Annotated in this window: 13 protein-coding genes, 1 tRNA gene and 1 pseudogene; 3 read left to right on the forward strand and 12 right to left on the reverse strand. The window is 57.2% G+C overall.

Annotation, left to right across the window (positions count from 1 at the left end; genetic code table 11):
• Positions 1-251 precede the first annotated feature (251 nt).
• Positions 252-1,805, forward strand: coding sequence for an alpha/beta hydrolase family protein (locus ACSYSS_RS06280; RefSeq protein ID WP_491703187.1), 1,554 nt, complete (start codon positions 252-254; stop codon positions 1,803-1,805).
• Between the two features lie 27 nt (positions 1,806-1,832).
• Here the strand turns inward: ACSYSS_RS06280 and ACSYSS_RS06285 are convergent, their stop codons facing one another.
• Both ACSYSS_RS06285 and ACSYSS_RS06290 read right to left on the reverse strand, forming a co-directional pair.
• Positions 1,833-2,645, reverse strand: a complete 813-nt coding sequence (locus tag ACSYSS_RS06285; protein WP_491703188.1) for a hypothetical protein — start codon at positions 2,643-2,645, stop codon at positions 1,833-1,835.
• 118 nt (positions 2,646-2,763) lie between these two features.
• Complete coding sequence (locus ACSYSS_RS06290; protein WP_491703189.1) at positions 2,764-4,917, reverse strand: PspC domain-containing protein; 2,154 nt, start codon at positions 4,915-4,917, stop codon at positions 2,764-2,766.
• A 296-nt stretch (positions 4,918-5,213) separates the two neighbouring features.
• On the opposite strand from ACSYSS_RS06290, the gene ACSYSS_RS06295 reads away from it, so the two are divergent.
• A complete protein-coding gene (locus tag ACSYSS_RS06295) occupies positions 5,214-6,533 on the forward strand; it encodes an ATP-binding protein (RefSeq protein ID WP_491704258.1) in 1,320 nt (439 codons plus the stop codon).
• Positions 6,530-7,219, forward strand: a complete 690-nt coding sequence (locus ACSYSS_RS06300; RefSeq protein WP_491703190.1) for a LuxR C-terminal-related transcriptional regulator — start codon at positions 6,530-6,532, stop codon at positions 7,217-7,219. Before ACSYSS_RS06295 ends, ACSYSS_RS06300 begins: the two co-directional genes overlap by 4 nt.
• A 343-nt stretch (positions 7,220-7,562) precedes the next feature.
• On the opposite strand, the gene ACSYSS_RS06305 is transcribed toward ACSYSS_RS06300, so the two are convergent.
• The 10 genes and pseudogenes from ACSYSS_RS06305 to rplQ form a co-directional block, all read right to left on the reverse strand.
• The gene (locus tag ACSYSS_RS06305) at positions 7,563-7,853 is read right to left on the reverse strand and encodes a type II toxin-antitoxin system YafQ family toxin (RefSeq protein ID WP_491703191.1); all 291 of its coding nucleotides are present in this window, start codon (positions 7,851-7,853) and stop codon (positions 7,563-7,565) included.
• Entirely contained in the window at positions 7,843-8,100 is a 258-nt protein-coding gene (locus ACSYSS_RS06310; protein ID WP_491703192.1) for a type II toxin-antitoxin system RelB/DinJ family antitoxin, read from the reverse strand. Before ACSYSS_RS06310 ends, ACSYSS_RS06305 begins: the two co-directional genes overlap by 11 nt.
• Before the next feature lie 159 nt (positions 8,101-8,259).
• Positions 8,260-9,675, reverse strand: a complete 1,416-nt coding sequence (locus ACSYSS_RS06315) for a tRNA pseudouridine synthase B (RefSeq protein ID WP_491703193.1) — start codon at positions 9,673-9,675, stop codon at positions 8,260-8,262.
• On the reverse strand, positions 9,668-10,294 hold the full coding sequence (gene rbfA, locus ACSYSS_RS06320) for a 30S ribosome-binding factor RbfA (protein ID WP_491703194.1): 627 nt from the start codon (positions 10,292-10,294) through the stop codon (positions 9,668-9,670). The genes ACSYSS_RS06315 and rbfA overlap by 8 nt, the downstream gene beginning before the upstream one ends.
• Positions 10,295-10,599: 305 nt before the next feature.
• A complete protein-coding gene (gene infB, locus ACSYSS_RS06325; protein WP_491703195.1) occupies positions 10,600-13,491 on the reverse strand; it encodes a translation initiation factor IF-2 in 2,892 nt (963 codons plus the stop codon).
• 214 nt (positions 13,492-13,705) lie between these two features.
• Complete coding sequence (gene nusA, locus ACSYSS_RS06330; protein ID WP_491703196.1) at positions 13,706-14,827, reverse strand: transcription termination factor NusA; 1,122 nt, start codon at positions 14,825-14,827, stop codon at positions 13,706-13,708.
• Positions 14,828-15,123: 296 nt separating this feature from the next.
• Positions 15,124-15,703, reverse strand: a pseudogene (locus tag ACSYSS_RS06335) (LemA family protein).
• Positions 15,704-15,924: 221 nt separating this feature from the next.
• Positions 15,925-16,009 (reverse strand) — tRNA-Ser (locus ACSYSS_RS06340).
• A 266-nt stretch (positions 16,010-16,275) separates the two neighbouring features.
• Entirely contained in the window at positions 16,276-17,463 is a 1,188-nt protein-coding gene (locus tag ACSYSS_RS06345) for a tRNA pseudouridine synthase A (protein ID WP_491703197.1), read from the reverse strand.
• A gap of 332 nt (positions 17,464-17,795) precedes the next feature.
• Positions 17,796-18,377: a 50S ribosomal protein L17 gene (rplQ, locus tag ACSYSS_RS06350; protein ID WP_491703198.1), complete on the reverse strand. Its 582-nt coding sequence runs from the start codon at positions 18,375-18,377 to the stop codon at positions 17,796-17,798.
• Positions 18,378-18,406: the final 29 nt, after the last annotated feature.

Raw genomic sequence — 18,406 nt, forward strand, 5'->3', positions numbered from 1 at the left:
CGCCCCGCTCACTCGTTCAGAGGGGACTTTTCCGAGATAAATTATTGAAGAGGGAAACAAAGAACACCGGAATTGCGCCGTTCTTGATTTCCCTCTCACCAAATTCAGCGAGAAAAGTCCCCTCTGAATGAAGCACTGCTTCGAATATTGCAGATTCCGCCCCTACAAGGCATCGATTTCATCGAATATTCCCTAAAATGCCCGCCATTGGCAACCTAGAGGCGATGCGTTAGAGTGACACAGTGCGAATTTTGAAACGAGTTCTGACTTACCTCGCCGCGTTCATAGCCCTTCTGCTATTGCTCGGAGCCGCAGGTGCCGCCATGATGCCACATTGGACCGGCACCACCCCCTACACTGATCACATTCATCTAGCAGACCAAAGCACATCCACTCAGGCAAGAGACTTTGGCGGCGTGCCAGAGGGCACCTACAAAGTGCGCACCACCAACACCCGTGTGAAACTCAGCCCTACGGTGAGCGTGGACGCCATCATCCGCGAGCCGGTCGGGGCGCCGCAAGGCCGACCAGCGTGCCTTTTTGTGCACGGCGCAGGCACAGGTAAGGCTTCGGAAGTATTCGGCGACATCGCCCCAGCCATGGCATCGGCCGGCATCGTCACCCTTGTGCCGAGCAAACGTATCGACACCTATTCCACGTTACGTCGCAACTACTTCGCCATGGCCCATGATTATGAGGCCTCACTCAACGTGTTGCGCCATATATCAGGCGTGGAGCCCAAGAAAACCGGTGTATACAGCGAATCGGAAGGTACATGGATTTCGGAGGTCATGGCCGCCGACGACCCGGCAATCGCCTTCATGATCCTCGTTTCGCCTCCGGCGGTCTCGGGTCGCCACCAGATGGCGATGGCCGCAAACTCCTATCTTTCGCTCTCGGGCGCACCGAAAGGCCTGCACCGTACGGTCGACAAGATCCTAAGCATGAATTTTTCGCCCCTTGGTCCCAACTACGCCGATTTCCCCGCGGAACAATACCTGAGCAGTCTCACCATGCCATTGCTGGTGAACTATGGCACGGACGACCCCTCCATGCCCATCGAACAAGGAGCCAGGCTCATCCTCGACAAGACGCGTTCAACCGGCAACGCCAACGTAACGGTACGCTACTACGCAGCCAACCATCAGATGCGCGTAGGCGCCAAGACATCGAAGCCTGGCCTCCCTCTCGATGAGCATTACACCAAAGACCTCGACTACTGGGTTGAAGCCGCCACCTCAAACGCCGCTACGAGTGGCACCAGTTCCTATTCTGGTTGGCTCACCCCTCAGATTGCTGGTGCCCAGCCGAATCAACGCTACGCTGCACCGACAAGCACGCCTTCGGGGATCATCAGTTCACTCAATGTGCTGGTGGCATCCATCGCCATAGCCGTATTCTGCTTCGCGCTTGCAGCGCTGCTGGCAGCTGGCGGTGGAATTACACAATCACTCACCAAATCGCGGCACACCCTGCCTTCTGGCCTAGCTTCGAGACTTTCGGCCAGCACGGCGGCACTGCTCATCACCCTCATCGCGTTCTTCATATATGCAGGCGTAGCGGTGACCGGGGCACTCAGCCTGAACGCCAATCCGAACGTGCTGCAAATCGGGTGGCTGTCTCTCCAAATACTCGCCATCATTGATGCGGCACTCTGCGCAAACCTCATCGTGACCATGTTCACATTGCGTCACACGGCGAACACAAGCTGGGGACCATGCAGAACGGCAGCGACCGTACTGGCCATCGCCAGTACGGTCATTTCACTGTTGCTGCTCGCGTTCTTTGGTCTATATAGTTTCTGACATCAATTTTTCGTGTCTGTCCCAGCCCTAGTCAGACGTGCCAGTGTTTCGGTTTCTGTGCATCTGAAAAACGGCACACACCACAGCGACGACCAACAACAGCACCCCTACCGCCGCCAGAACGATTGCAAAGACCTCGCGCGAACTCAAGACAAGATCGGTGACCCACGGAGCCGAGAAACTCAGGCCGGCAACCAGTGTGGCAATGCCGACAAGCACGATGAGCGCCCCGAGGACGATGGTTGCCGCACTGGGTCCCTTCTTCGGCGGTATCGTGGGACGCGGCTGCCTACCGAAATAGGACGGACCATACGGTGGCGCACCGGCGGAGGCATACAACGGCACCTGCTGGGTTCCAAAATCTTCCTGCCGCTGCCAGCCCTGAGAACCACGACCCGAATTCACATGGTCGCCGTGTGCTTGCGAGGCATCACCAAATCCCTCACCGTCAACGCCTGCATCGCCATCAGTAGTGCACGATTCATCGGCCGCATTCTGAAAACCGTCTACATTGCCTACCTCGCTGAAAGCATACGATTCGTCGGTCTTATTCCGTTCATCAGCACCTCCTACCATGTCTGATGCAGGCAATGGTTCGGTCGACGAGGAATCAGAGTCCGCACTCGCACCACCGACAGCTGGAAATTCGCTCGTCACGGCGTGATCGCCGTCGATGTCCACATTGCTCGTTATAGCCTGATTATCATCGGTGCCTGCATCGCCGTCGACACCCACCTTGCTCGCCGCAGAAGATTCGCCGACCTTTGGCAAGTCAACGCCAACTTGGGTCATCGGCAAAGTAAGGGTTCTGTCTTCGTCACCTGAATTCTGCATGTTCATTACGATTTTCTCCTCGCTGCCATCGTTGTTTTCCCGCAATTGCCATCACCACCGTTAGCGTTACCGCCAACCAGACCAATGCCATCACCCGTGCCGAACGGCATCATTTTCCCATCCATCACTTGCTCCTTGAAGGAATATGGATATCGCCCGGGTAGCCAACGTGCACTTGCGCCTCTATCAACGCCGGAGCCGAGACAACAAGTTCAGGGCCATTGTCGGGCATGGCGGACGAGGAATTCGTCCACCCATAGTCCGGCCCCGAGGCAAAGCCGCGAAGCTGGCCATAGCCCAGGTAGGATCCGCCGCCGACGTAACCCGAGGAGTAAGGACTACCCAGACTATTGACGCCTAGCGAGCTACCGGAATTCCAAGAACCATAGCCCAGCCAATGCTGGTTTTCGGCGTAGTCGTCATATTCACCGAAGTCATTGTTCTCATCCTCATAATCGTCATAATCCTCGTCCTCATCGTCATTAGGATCATCGCTGTCATCGTCATCGCTATCACCGTAATCGTCCTCATAGTGGTGACGATGATGCCTCTGCTGCTTGGCGTCGGTTTTCTCGCCAATACTTTTCAGATTGCGTTTCCCGTCCGGCTCGGAATACAGTTCCGCCCTTCGGCCATCGGAACGTCTGTATGAAAGAATCTCACCATCTATGTTGTCGGTGAGTACAAATGTGCAGTCCTTCGGCAGAGTGATAAAGACCTGAGCATCCTTGGCGGCAAGGTTGATACGTCCTGCCGGGCAGGAGGAATCCACCGTCTTGCCGTTCTCTTGGGTGATCTTGTGGGTGCCAAACGTCTTGGCGTAATCGCTCAGATCGATGTCGACAATCGAGCTGTCGTACGACTCGCCCATGAACCGCATGCCGCGCTGCAACTGCCGCATCTCAGCTCGTGTGGCCCCTATGTGCTCTTCGCCGGAAACGCTCACCTTCGGCCCATAGTTTCCAAAGCCATTCATGGCCTGCAGTCTTACGACGTACCCTCCATCGAGACTGATGACGAACACCGCCACAGCAGCCACGATGAACGCCGCCAATTTCACGCCGCCGGCCCTGCGGCCCATGACGCCAAGAACGAGGACGAGCACCCCCAAGGCCACGCAGACCAAAGCCACGGCCATGGACACAACCTGCAGTGTATCGTGCAGATACAGATTGTTGACCTCGATCACCGCCACAGCAGCTGCAGCAGCCACGAAGACCAAGCCCAGCGTCCCCAAGGTCAGAGCCACACCTGCAGGGCGTCTACGCAGACGTTTGGGCTTGCGAGTGGGCTGAAGCACCGGACTGGGCTGATACGGCGGCATCTGTGTGGAAGCATACCCGCCTCCGAACGGTGTGGAAGCTGCAGAAGCATGACTCCCCAACGGCTCCGACTCTGCGGGAGACTGCCAGTCGGTGCTCGTAGAAGTCGATTGCTCGTAAGCTTCGCCATCGACTGAGTGATATGTCTGACTGCTGGTCGCTGAACCATCAGTGTGGTAAGGAACGCCTCCCATCGGTTGGTTACGCTGGCCCTGATACTGCAAATTCGGCGGAATCGGACCGGCCGGCCCCCATCCACTGCCATACCCGCCGCCATTGCCATTTCCATAGCCAAAGCCACCTTGCGGTCCGCGTCGCGCAGCCCTATGAACACCACTGTTGACCAACAACAGCAGCACCGCTAGAGACACGACGAATGTCGCGGCACCAACCCCCGGAATCCAGACCACCAGAACGAACAGCACCAAAGCTCCGACGCACTCGCCCCAGCGGCCGCCGCGAATCAGATCCTCAGCGGGAATGCGCCCATCTCCCACGTCAGGCAACAGCGCCCAGGCCAGGGCGTAGAACATCGCACCGGCACCGCAGACGAGCGTTACACCGAATATGATGGCCCTCACCAAAGCCTCGCTGACACCGAAATAGTAGCCCAGACCCGAACACACGCCTCCGACCCAACGCCGCTGCCCACGCACGAGGCCGCTGCGGCGTATCCAGTTGAAGAACCTGTCAACGATGTGCTGACGGGGAGCCTGTGGCACCGCGTTCGGCGCACCATAGTTCGACCCGTAATACCCTTGGCCGTTATAGCCCGGCATGCTGTAGTTCGGCGCTCCGGAGGCACCATAGCCTGGGGCACTTTGATATTGGCCTTCATGCTGACCTTGGTATGGTCCATTGCCCGATTGGCCGGCACCTTGGCCATAGACATTGTATTGACCGCCGTTGCCCGGCTGGCCGGATGCATCATCGTCGTGTTGCTGTGTATCATTCATAGTTTCATTACACCACTTCGAAGCCGGCCGAAGCATGGGGGAACACCCTGATTCAACCCTGATATTCTCATGAATCGCCACCCCTAATCCGAATCACCGTGCACAATGGAGGTATGAAGCAAGCTTCTGACTCCTCGCACGTTTCGTCCCAACCGCAGTACATGGGCGAAGGCCGGCCGCGTAATCCCCAGACATGGGCCGACGCAACTGAGCCATACCAATCGCAGCCGGAAGCGGCGCGCGATACAGCTCGACGCAGTGGAACACAGCCGCTATGGTCAAGTTCAATGAATCAGATGAACAACGATGCAGGCATTGCGCAACGACTACCGCTGATGCGGCCAACAAAGCACCGTATGCTGTGCGGGGTGTGCCGTGGAATCAGCATGCATCTGGGCGTGTCGGTGAAGATGGTGCGCCTGTGCTTCCTTGCATCCACCATCCTCTTCGGCGCAGGGATAGCGGCCTACATCTTCCTTTGGGTGTTCGTGCCCGCGGGCGACCCGATTGCCGTCTGGAACCAAATGGCAAGGAATGCACAACCGGTTGGCCAACAGCCGCTATCGCGCGGGAACAATCCCGCCGCCACCGAAAACTGGGAGGAGACCGACGGGGCTCCGGCAAAAAACGAGGGGCTTACGGATGTCATACACCACGCGCCGAAAGCATCGCTGTTCGCACTTGCGGGCCTTGCTGCGGTGATTCTGGCGGTGGCGTTGGCCGCAAGTCCGGCGCCCAGCGGCATGATTGCGCCGGTCTTGCTGGCCATTGCCGGCATCGGCGTGGCCTGGCTGCACCTCGGAGAGGAGGAGGGACAATCCCGTTCCATGGCAATAGGGGTGGCATTGCTCGTTGCCGCATATGGATTGTTCGTCTTCAGCAATGCCCAGGTATTACGTCAATCACCGGTGGCCGACTTCGTGGCAGGCCTGGCACTGCTGGTGTGCGTGGGCGTGGCCACCGTGCCGTGGTTCAACAGAATCATCAAAGACCTCGGCGTGCAGCGCGCCCTGAAGGAACGCGAGGAGGAACGGGCCGACATGACCGCCCACATTCACGACGGCGTGCTGCAGACGTTGGCGCTCATCCAGCTGCACAGCAACGAGCCACAGACCGTGTTTACCTTGGCGCGAGGCCAGGAACGCGACCTACGCGAGTGGCTCTACCAGGACCGCACCCCGCCTGATCATTCAGTGAGCGCGGGAATCAAGGAGATTGCAGCGCAGATTGAGGACGAGCACGGCAAACCCATAGAAGTGGTGAGTGTGGGAGATGCACAGCCTTCGGCCCAGACCGATGCCCTGCTGGCAGCCACCAAGCAGGCACTGCTGAACGCCGTGCAGCACGGAGGCGAACCGATATCGGTGTATTGTGAGGCTGGAAACGGCGCAGTGGAGATGTTCGTACGAGACCACGGCAACGGTTTCGACGTGAACGCCATACCTGCCGACAGGCTCGGCATTCGCGAATCGATCATTGGGCGCATCAGGCGACGCGGGGGTAATGCGGAAATCGTATCGCGCCCGCAGTGGGGCACGGAAGTGCGCATGCACATGCCGATCGCGCAGGCCAAAGTGAAGCCGGGCGAGGCAGAACAAGCGGAAGGACAGCAATGAGTGAGGCTGAAAACACCGAGACCACGGAGCTCGGCATCGATACCCGGATCCGCGTCGCGGTGATCGACGACCATGAGATGTTTCGAGCCGGGGTCATCTCCACGCTTCAGCCACATTTCGACATCGTGGGTCAGGCTCCCGACGTGGACGGATCAGTGGCAATGATTGCGGCGACCAAGCCGGATGTGGTATTGCTCGATGTGCATGTGCCTGGAGGCCAAGGCGGAGGCGGCGCGGAAATATTGACGCGAGCGCAACCGCTTTCGCCAAGTTCCGTATTCCTGGCGCTTTCGGTCTCCGACTCACCCAAGGATGTGGGAGCCGTAATCCGTGCCGGCGCCCGCGGCTACGTCACCAAGACCATCAGCGGTGCCGATCTCATGAGTTCCATCAAGCAGGTGCATGAAGGGTACGCCGTCTTTTCACCGAAACTGGCGGGTTTTGTGCTCTCCACCTTCCAAGGAGCCGGGCCAGCGCAGCGCGACGACGAGCTCGACAAGCTCTCCACACGCGAGCAGGAGGTGATGCGGCTCATCGCCCGCGGCTACACCTACCGCGAGGTGGCCGCGGAACTCTTCATCAGCGTCAAGACCGTGGAAACGCACGTGAGCGCCGTGCTCCACAAGCTGCAGCTCTCCAACCGCAGCGAACTGACCCGTTGGGCCGCCGACCGGCGGATTGTGTAAGCGACCCGCTTCCACGCAGCTTGTGTAGCGACCTGCCCCCTACACAGGCCCCACGCAGTTCCCGCTCAGTCCACACAGGCACAAGTTGACCGAAAAGAACGGTTTTGACCCCAAAAACCAACCCTTTGCGCCAACCAACTGCGGCAACCAAACCGCTTATCATCAAAGCAAAGTCCGTGAGGTTGAAATTCCTAGAGTCCCGGGTTTTACGAGTCTCAATTATTCGAGGAAAAGCCCTCTCCGAACAAAAGTAGCCCTCAAACTGCAGATTATGGTAATCAAAACTGCAGGAACGACGACACCACGTAACAATTCCAATATGTAAACGGCTCCAGCTGTGCAATCAGTGATTGCGGAAAAGTCCGTCGTGGCTGCCCATGGTCATCATGACAAGTACCATGCGACGACCCTCCCGCCTATAAATCAACAGCCAATCCGCACTGACATGAAGTTCCCTGAACCCAGCCCACCTGCCGGTCAGCTGGTGGTCATGCCACCTTCTCGCCAGCTGTTCTGCGTCATATACCGCTAGATCATCAATGACCTGGAGCAACAACGACATATCGTAATGTTTCCGTTTTAGCCTTTTGACATCACGAAGGAACTTTGCTTGGTAGTCGAACTCATACCGCATCGATAATGTCTTTCATGGCCTGAGCGCTGCCCGCATGTAGCGTTGGCGAGGCCTCCGCCTCCATCATCTCCCTATCGAAGGGCGAAAGTGACGGTTGAAACGGCAACGCACCATCGTTGACGCTTTGAGCGAGAAACATGTTGATTGCGGATCCCAAATCGAGACCCATACCACGAAACACCGCCGTGGCACGATCCTTCAATGCCTTGTCAGCACGCACCTGAATCCGAACAGTCGTATCCGACATATCATCCGCTCCTTCTTGCAAAACTACAACCATATATTACGACAATAATGACAATCTTACTCCAAGTATACTTCATTTGTCTACAATTGCTATATTGTAATCTCTAATTGTTATTACCTATGAAGTCATCACACCTACTCTTGTGAAGATTCACCATATCTACGCTGGAAACACCACCACAGGTCTGAGCTCAGTTGGGCTGGTTGGCTCCACCAGCGCCACCACCTCGCCAGTCTCGGGCAGGTATGCGGCCGCCGTGATGGTCTGCCCATCGGCACCATGGGCACCGGCAGCTTCATCAGCATCGTGGGTGCCACAACTCTCATCCTCGCCGAAAGCACATTCGTCGGTGGATGCATCGGCGATATCGCGATGCAACCTACGGCCATACCGCAGGTCACGGGCCTCGCTCTCATCGATCCGCAGCATGGGCATGACGGCCTGCGCCGCGTCAAACATGCTCAGCGATCGGGCGAGCAAATCGTCGCGACTGGCATCGAGCACCGCACGGTTCTTCGTCACGCTTTGGCCCTCACGGTTGGTGAAGGTATGCGGCTCGGCGCGTACACCACGCACCACATTCGGCGCACTGACATTGAACCGGCTGATCCTCGTGCGCCGCAGCCGAGTCAAGTGGCCACCCACACCGAGCAGTTCACCCAAGTCACGCCCCAGGGAGCGGATGTAGGTTCCCGCCGAACATGTCACGCGTACGGAAACGTCCACAACTGGAATGCTCACATGCTCCTGTTGCATGAGTCGGTTCCCAGCGGCACCTGTACGGGAATTCTTGCTGCCCCCTTCATGGAATCCACTATCGGCACCACCATCACCAGCGCCTGAAGCATCAGCACCGTCGGCCCCTAGATGTTCCTTCGATTGTGCAGCGGGAGATTTTACAGTTGCGCAAGCGACGGAGACCACCCGAAACTCGTCGATGGAAACCCTGCGTGCGGCCAGCCTGACATTCTGACCTGAGCGGGCCAAGTCATAGGCGCGCCTGCCGTTCACCTTGATGGCCGAGTAGCTGCTGGGCACTTGTTCGATGGTTCCGACAAGATGATCCGAGATTGCATGTTCAATCTGATCTCTCGTAAGCACACGCGATTGTTGTCCCCGACGAACAGGCTCGCAGAACGGCTCAGCTGCATCGTCCTCGCCGCCATCGCCATATCTGCCATCGTTATGATCTGCCAGCCTATCGACGGTTGCGTTGACAGTTGCGTTGGCAATGGCAGAATCATCCTCATTGCCATCCGCGAGTTCACTGAGTTCAGTCGGGACGCATGAGACGATATCGCCGTCGGCATCGTCGGTGGTGGTGCGCTGGCCCAAGCGAATGGTGGCCTCGTAGGTCTTATGGTGGTCAACAATGTAGTTCAGCAGTCGTGTTACATGGCCAAAGCCAATGACCAGAACGCCTGTGGCCATGGGGTCGAGCGTGCCGGCATGACCCACTCTTTTCGTATGCAACATGCTGCGCACAGCCGCAACGACATCGTGACTGGTGACGCCCTGCGGCTTGTCGACCACGAGCAAACCTGAGGGGTCGGAAGGCTTTACGGCCTTACCCAACGGTCACTCCCGAGTCAGGGGCATTCCCTTGGCCAGCATTCCCGCCATCAACGTCGTCATCATCGGAGGAAGATGAATCCTGTGAAGAAGCGCCGTTGTCGAAGCTCTCGCCAAAGACTTCATGATGAGCCTCATCCGCTGCATCATCTTCGAAGTAGTGGGGCTCGAAATCTGCTGCGGTGCGCACACGCGGATGCTCATACGGATCCTCTTCACCGGCATACTGTGCCTTGGCCCGGCTCTTATCAATCTGTTCGTCACGCCTGTGGGCCACGGTGAGGATATCTTCGATTTCGTGGGCCTCGCTTGGCACCTCGTCATAGATGAACTGCAGTTTGGGCGTCAGCCTCAACCCGGCCTTGGCGCCGACGAGCGATCGCAGCCTGCCGGTGGCTTGGCGCAACGCCTGCTGTGCACGCTTGCGCTCCCCCTGCTCCTTGCCTGCGTCGCCGAACTGCGTCCAATATACACGGGCTATCTGAAGGTCGCCCGTGACGCGCACGTCGGTGATGGTCACACCTTCCAGCCGCTTATCGTGCAGCTGCCGCTCCAACGTCTGCGCGATGACGCGCTGGATAAGCGCTGCGATGCGCGCGGCGCGTGGATTGGTTCCTGCCATGATTCACTCCTTGGTCGCCCGATGCTGTGTGCCATCGGCTGCGGCATTCATTCTCGTTATCCGCCGAAGGCAACAATCGAATAATATATCGGACTTATCGGTAAATCTTAGCGGCGCATCCTGTCGATATGTCGTCAACACTCAATCAATGCCTAATCAAACGTGTCCGTTGAGTACGCACTTACGCCGCAACTCGTAGCAACGAGTGTACACAACGGACACAATATCAAGGTTTCGCGTCCATATCGTACCCCACCTTGACCATAACGCCGGCAAGTGAGTAGGAAATGGACGCACGACGCAGGCTACTTGCGCTCGATCTCCTTCATCTCGAAGGTCTCGATGATGTCGCCCTCCTGGATGTCGTTGAAGGAGCCGAGGTTGATGCCGGCCTCGTAGCCTTCCTTGACAGACTGCACGTCGTCCTTGAAACGACGCAGCGAGGAAATCTCCAGGTCGTTGACCGTGGCCACCCCGTTGCGCAGGATGCGTGCCTTCGTGCCGCGTTTGACCTCGCCGTCCTGCACCATGACGCCGGCGATGTTACCGAACTTGGAGGAACGGAAGATCTGGCGGATTTCGGAGTGGGAGGTGGTAACCTCTTCGTACTCGGGCTTGAGCATGCCCTTGAGGGAGGCCTCAATGTCCTCGATGGCCTTGTAGATGATCGAGTAATACTTGATCTCCACGCCTTCATGCTCAGCGAGATCGGCAACCTGACGGTTGGGCCGCACGTTGAAGCCGATGATGACGGCCTTATCGACAGAAGCGAGGTTCACATCGTTCTGGGTGATGGCGCCCACGCCGCGGTGAATCACCTGGATGCCCACCTCTTCGCCGACGTCGATCTTCATCAGGGAATCCTCGAGCGCCTCGACGGAACCAGAGGAATCGCCCTTGATGACGATGTTGAGCATGTCGACCTCGGACTTGGCGAACTGCTCCTTCAGGCTCTCAAGCGAAACCACCTTGCGACGCTTGGCCAGCTGGGCCGCACGTTCGGAAGCCTCTCGTTTCTCGGCGATCTGACGGGCCGTGCGGTCGTCGGGAGCCACCAGGAAGAGGTCGCCTGCGCTGGGAACGGACGTCAAGCCCAACACCTGCACAGGCGTTGAAGGTTCGGCCTTGTCCATCTCCTTGCCGTTCTCGTCAAGCATGGCACGCACACGTCCATATGAGGTTCCAGCCACAATGGCATCGCCAATGTGAAGCGTGCCGGACTGCACCAGCACCGTCGCAACCGCGCCACGGCCCTTGTCAAGCCTAGCCTCGATAGTGGCGCCTCGTGCGTCTTTATCGGGGTTGGCCTTCAAGTCCAGCGATGCATCGGCGGTGAGCAGCACAGCTTCAAGCAGCTTGTCGACGTTGGTGCCTAGTTTTGCGGAAATGTCGACGAACATGGTGTCGCCGCCATACTCCTCAGGAACCAGACCGAACTCGGTAAGTTGGCCACGCACCTTCTCAGGATTGGCACCCTCCACATCAATCTTATTGACCGCCACCACGATGGGCACATTCGCGGCCTTGGCGTGGTTGATGGCCTCAATGGTCTGCGGCATCACGCCATCATCAGCGGCGACCACCACGATGGCGATATCCGTCACCTCGGCGCCACGGGCACGCATGGCGGTGAACGCCTCATGGCCTGGGGTATCGAGGAAGGTGATTCTGCGGGGTTCGCCCTCTAGGTTCACCGTGACCTGATAGGCACCGATACGCTGCGTGATGCCACCGGCCTCACGCGCCACAACATTCGTCTTACGGATGGTATCGAGCAATCGGGTCTTGCCATGGTCCACATGGCCCATGACGGTGACCACGGGCGGACGTGGCTTAAGGTCCTTATCGTCCTGCTCCGCTTCCTCGTCAAGGTTGATATCGAACTGCTGGAGCAGCTCCCTGTCTTCCTCTTCGGCGGAAACGATTTTGATGTTCCAACCGATTTCCTCACCGAGAATCTCGAAGGTGGCCTCATCCAAAGACTGTGTGGCTGTGGCCATCTCGCCCAAATGGAACATGACCGTAACCAAGGCAGCGGGATTGACATTGATCTTCTCAGCCAGATCAGCGAGTGTGGCTCCCTGACGCAACTTGATGGTCTTGCCGTTGCCCGTTGGAATGCGCACGCCACCGATGGTAGGAGCCTTGATCTCCTCAAAGTCCTGACGCTTTGCCAGACGGTTCTTGCGAGCCCTGGAGGATTTGCCTCCCTGACGTCCGAATGCACCTGCAGCACCGCCGCGACCACGGCCACCACCGCGTGAAGGACCATGGGATTGGTTGCCGCCCTGATAGCCACCGAATCTGCTTCCACCGCGGCCTTGCCCGCCACCGGAATTGGCACCGCCCTGACCTGGGCGATTATGGCCCCACTGACCTGGACGAGGCGAACCACCTTGACGGCCATTGCGGAATCCTCCGCGGCCGTTGCCATTACGACCTCCACGGCCATTGTTGACTGTCGGCCGAGCCATGGGATGTGGACGCGGAATGTCACTGGGCACAGGCACATGCATGCCCTGCTTGCGGCTGAACGGGTTATTGCCCGGACGTGGGCCGGAAGCGGTGTGCGGCCTGTGCTGCCCCGAAGCCGCTCCTGAACGGTTGCCTGTACGAGCGCCCGCAGCACCTGGACGAGGCGAGGAACCATTCTGGAAACGCTGACGTGAGCCGCTCTCGCCTTGACGGTGTGAATGATCCCTGGAAGCGCCTGGACGCGGACCCGGGCTTCGAGTGAAGTCACCCTTGCCACCGCTGCGGGCACCTTGTGAAGACCCGAAACGCTGCCCCTGTTGCGACGGGAAATGAGAGCCGCTGGAAAATGCCGGAGCGTTGGTTTGCTGCATACCCGAAGCGTTGCCGGCAGACTCATGGCGCCCAGAAGAATCATGCTGCCCCTGTTGCGACGCAGATCCAGCGTTCTGACGCATATGGGTCTGGTCCGCAGAGGTCTGAGAAGCGGTGCGAAGCGTAGAAGGCTTCTTGGCCTTACTTGATAATTTATGACCAGCGCCGGAAGCGGCATCTGCTTCGCTCTTGGGCTTGGGGAAGGCTGCCATCAGCCTTCTGACCACAGGGGCCTCAATCGTCGAGGACGGTGCCTTGACAAACTCCCCCATGTCCTTCAATTTTTTCATGACAGTCTTGCTGTCTACGCCAAGATCCTTGGCGAGTTCATATACGCGCTTTTTAGGCACTCAGTTTCTCCTCAATCTGATGGCCACGCGTACATGCGTGGTCAATATTCGATGACGGCGAGCTTACTCTGACTCATCGTGCGACCATGATCGTGTTACCTCGTCTCTGCCGTAGCAGGCGCTGGACGCGCCCTTTTAGCGGAATTACCGTATGAAAGTATACTCGCGACTGTGGATTGACTGACACAGTGTTCGCTGGACCAACCAACCCCTATTACTCTGATTTTGTTGCGCTCCCCGCTTCATCTCGATTTTCACCCAACTGGTCTTGAACACCGCTGCCGGACTGAGCCGCAGCCACTGCGGCCTGAGCCGCCTCCGACTTGACTTTGACCTCATGCTTCTCAGCACTTTCGATGCCGATCTTCCAACCGGTGAGCTTGGCCGCAAGCCTGGCGTTCTGGCCTTCCTTACCAATGGCCAAGGAAAGCTGATCATCGTGAATGTAGGCCACGGCGGTCCTGTTCTTCTCACTGACCACCGTCACACCCGTTGCAATTGCCGGAGAGAGAGCAGCAGCCACGAACTTCGCAGGATCCTTCGACCAGTCCACGATGTCGATCTTTTCGGAACCGAGGTTCTCCATGACGGCCCGCACGCGCGAACCACCTGGCCCGATGAGAGCACCTTTGGGATTGACCCCCTCGGTGTTGGCACGCACGGCAATCTTGGTGCGGGCCCCAGCCTCACGCGCAATGGCCATAATAGAGACAGCACCGGAAACCAACTCAGGCACCTCGCGTTCGAACAGCTTACGCACCAGCTCCGGGTGCGAGCGCGAGACCACGATCTCTGGGCCCTTGAGCCCACGGCCGACCGTGACAACGTAGACCCGCAGACGTTCGCCGTGGCGATAATGCTCGCCGGGCACCTGCTCACGCCTGGGCAGAATGGCCTCCACGTCGTCGACCGCTATGTGCACATTATCCGTGTCTTTGCTGTCTTGCTGCACTATGCCAGTGATGAGGTTGCCCTTTTGCCCGGCAAAGGCACCGAGCACACGTTCATCCTCGGCATCGCGGAACAGCTGGCGAATGACCTGACGCGCCGTCGAAGCGGCGAGCCTGCCGAAATCATGAGGAGTATCGTCATATTCCTCGCCCAACTCAGGACGCGGATGCGGGTCTTCCTCCGTAGGTTCCACCGGTTTTTCGTCTCTGGCCCAAATGGTGAATGTTCCAGCACGTTCGTCAAGCTCCACGCGTGCATGCTGCGAAGCGTGAGGGGTCTTACTATATGCGAGGAGCAATGCCTCTGTTAATGCATCATCCAATGTTTGAGGGTCAATGCCCTGTTCCGATGCAAGTTGATGAATGCCCGATAGGTCCAGTTCCATAGCCGCCGAGACCTCCTATATGAAATTATCCCGTTTGAAATTATTACTTACTATATGTCTCTACACGCTGCCACACCACATTTGGAGCGCACCCCGAATAGACATAGTTATCATTAATTTTATGGGATCGAGCAGACACTCGACCCTTTCTTTGCGCTCAGCTCACCCTGATTGTGATACGAATAAGCCAGGCCACCGCCCATCGAACAAATCGCCGCCCGACTCAGAAATTCACCGCGACCAGGGAATCCGTCATAAAACCATCTCATGAACCACAAACTTACACAGTCTAACCTTCAGAACTGCACCTGCGCGTTCTGCCTAGCACCCTCATCCACCTGGAAGTACTGCGAATGCTCGAAATGAAACAGCGAGGCGACGATGTTGCTCAGCACTGTTTCGACCCTGGTGTTGTATTTCAGGACCATATCGTTGTAGAACTGGCGGGAGTAGGCAATCTTCTGCTCCAGGTCGGCAAGCTTACCCCTGCAGATCGAGGAAGTTCTGGTTCGCCTTGAGCTCGGGGTAGGCCTCGGCGGTTGCATTGAGGTTCACCAGAGCCCCAGTCAACCCATTCTCGGCCTGGACGCGCTCAGCCGCTGAAGCACCGGGATTACCCGCTGCAGCGACCGCCTTGGAACGAGCTTGAGTAACCTTCGCAAACACCTTTGACTCGTGGGCCGCGTATCCCTTCACAGTCTCAACGAGATTCGGCACCAAATCGGCCCGCTGCTTTAATTGCACATCGATCTGTGCCCAGCCATTCGCCACGCGGTTGCGCAGTGTCACCAAACCGTTATAGAGTGCGACTGCCCAGATCAGCAGGACGACCACGAGCACCACCAGCACAATCGACACAACCAACCCAGCACTCATCCTCGCTCTTTGCCTGCGTCATTCACCCGTAATAATCATCACATTTTATCATGAGACAGACCAAGGGACGCTGCGGCATTGCATCAAGACCCAGAGCATCCACCAATACCGAACAACAGCGGCCAGTACTCATTGAAGTGACAGCGCTTACTGAACCCATCGAGAGCCTACCCTACAAGGTAAAAAGAAGGCCTTCCGGGGTGGAAACCGGAAGGCCTAGGCGGATGAAGCGAGATTCGAACTCGCGGAGGATTTCTCCTCACACGCTTTCGAGGCGTGCTCCTTAGACCGCTCGGACATTCATCCATGTTGCCTTACAAATGCACAGACAACTTTTCAAGTATACGACAAAGCATGCCCAGCTTCACTCACGCGTGGCGACGTGCCTAAAATCTCGTTCAATTTCATTCCGTGAGCACTGTTCTGCGCCGTCGAGGTGTAGGTTGAACGGAGAATGGCGGAATTCCGGAAAGCGCTAAAACTAAAAACTGCCAAGCTCACCGAAAAGTGCTCATGGAACATTGATTTGGGCTGAACACGCACAGAATTCAAGATTTTGGCCGCCGGTTTGGCTACAACGTGCGTTTGGCACGAATAGTCTCAGCGCGTGAGGCGAGTTCACTCTCCTGCGGATACGCCACATGCTCCAACGTCAGGCCGCAAGCAGCGATGGGACCGGTCGCCCCCTCACGCACCGGATGCTCCATCTTATCCTGAAACCAACTCACAGTGTTCTTGCCGAGTCCGACCCGCACACAGGCGTTGACCAACGAACGCACCATGTTGTGGGCAAAGGCATCGGCAACGATGGTGAACACCACCAGCCCGGATTCCATGGAAGGCACCGAATATCGATGACAGTCATGGCTGAGCCCAACCTCATCCTGTACACACCCCGGACCATTCGAATCACAATCCACACCACGCCCATCGGATTCCATATCCGGATCAACCCCACAGACCATCTGTGCCTTCGACAGACCTTGCGGGTCATCCGTCTTTCCCCATATCAGCGGTCTCATAGGCAGTCGTTGCCAACATGCATACTTCACCTCGCGAATCGTGGTGCCTCCCGGGTTGGCAGTGGCGAACGAGCCGAAATCATGCAAGCCGATGGTCGATTGCGCAGCCTGGTTCATCAGACAGATATCAAGGTTTCCCTCAACCCCAAGCACAAACCCCCTCATCCTGGGGTCAGGTGCACGCCCACCGTCGCTGATGCGGTATACGTATGTGCGTTCCAACGCTGAGAACCGAGCATCGAAGCCTTGCGGGGCAGTGCAGACCGAAAGCAACGCAATATCGGAGGGCAGGATGTGACGCAGCCGCCGTTCAAGCGCCTGTGCACCGCTGACCTGCATATGGCCCACACAGCGCTCCAGAACCTTTTCATCCACATCGAGGTGGCATACCTGATGACTGGCATGTACACCAGTGTCGGTACGCCCGGCCACAGTGAGGCGCATACCTTCACTCGAAGTCGTATGATGCCTTACTGCGGAATTTGATTCCCCCGAACGCGCCAAACTTTTATCAGCAGATTGAGACCGCACATTGCCGCCAGGAGCCTTTGCCTGCACACCATTGAGTATCTCGTCAGCGCCACTTCTACATTGCTGCGAAACAGCCCCACCATCACAATGCAACACCTTACGTAGCGCAGCCTCAACCTCTCCCTGCACCGTCCGCAGCCCAGGTTGTCGTGCCCAACCATGGAAGCTGCTGCCGTCATAAGCCAAATCGAGTCGCAATCGCATCATTGCCTCAGTATACAAGTCAACGGCGAACGCAGAGTGCAAACCGTCCTTAGCTAAGGATTTCAAGTCTATATATCCGTTTGGTCCAACTTTCAATCTTCAGTCAGCCAAAATAGACGATGAACAACTCCCAAACGTCCGTTCAATCCACATTTGAATTTTCAGTCACGAAAACAGACAAACTACAGGTTAAAAACATCCGTTTCGCCCAACTCAAGATCTACAGTCGAACTAAACGGACAAAATACAACCAACATACCAGTGCATCAAACACACAAAAGGGGCCGGAACAATTGTTCCGACCCCTTAACAGTAAATCTTCGTCTATTTCGAGACTACTCTGCGTCCTTAGTGGACTCCTCAGCCTGCGCACTTTCGGCCTTGGTCACTTCAGCATCATCAGCAGCCACGGCTTCCTTGGCCTCGGCGGTCTTGACTTCCGATTCACCTGCATTTTCAGTCTTGGTAACCTCGACGTCGTCGGCAGCCACGTCTTCCTTAGCCTGCGCAGACTTGACAGCGGACTCGGCCTCTTTCACGACAGCCTGCTTGGCACTCACCGGTTCCTTGACCAGTTCGATGATGGCGCGAGGAGCGTTATTGCCCTTGGACGGCGCAATCTTGACAATACGAGTGTAGCCACCCTCACGCTGCTGCATCTGCTCTGCTATCTCAGTGAACAGCACATGCACCACATGCTTGTCACGAATGACCCGCATCACGCGACGACGGCTAGACAAATCGCCACGCTTGGCAAAAGTGATCAGACGCTCAGCCAGTGGACGCAAACGCTTGGCCTTCGGCAACGTTGTAACAATACGACCAGAACGAAACAGGCTGGTGGCCATGTTCGCAAACATCAAGCGCTCATGAGCCGGGCTCGACGCCAGGCGTGGCCCTTTACTGGGTTTTGGCATTATAATAACTCCTTTTGTCTTGAATCTCC

The organism is Bifidobacterium sp. ESL1118, assembly GCF_058505595.1.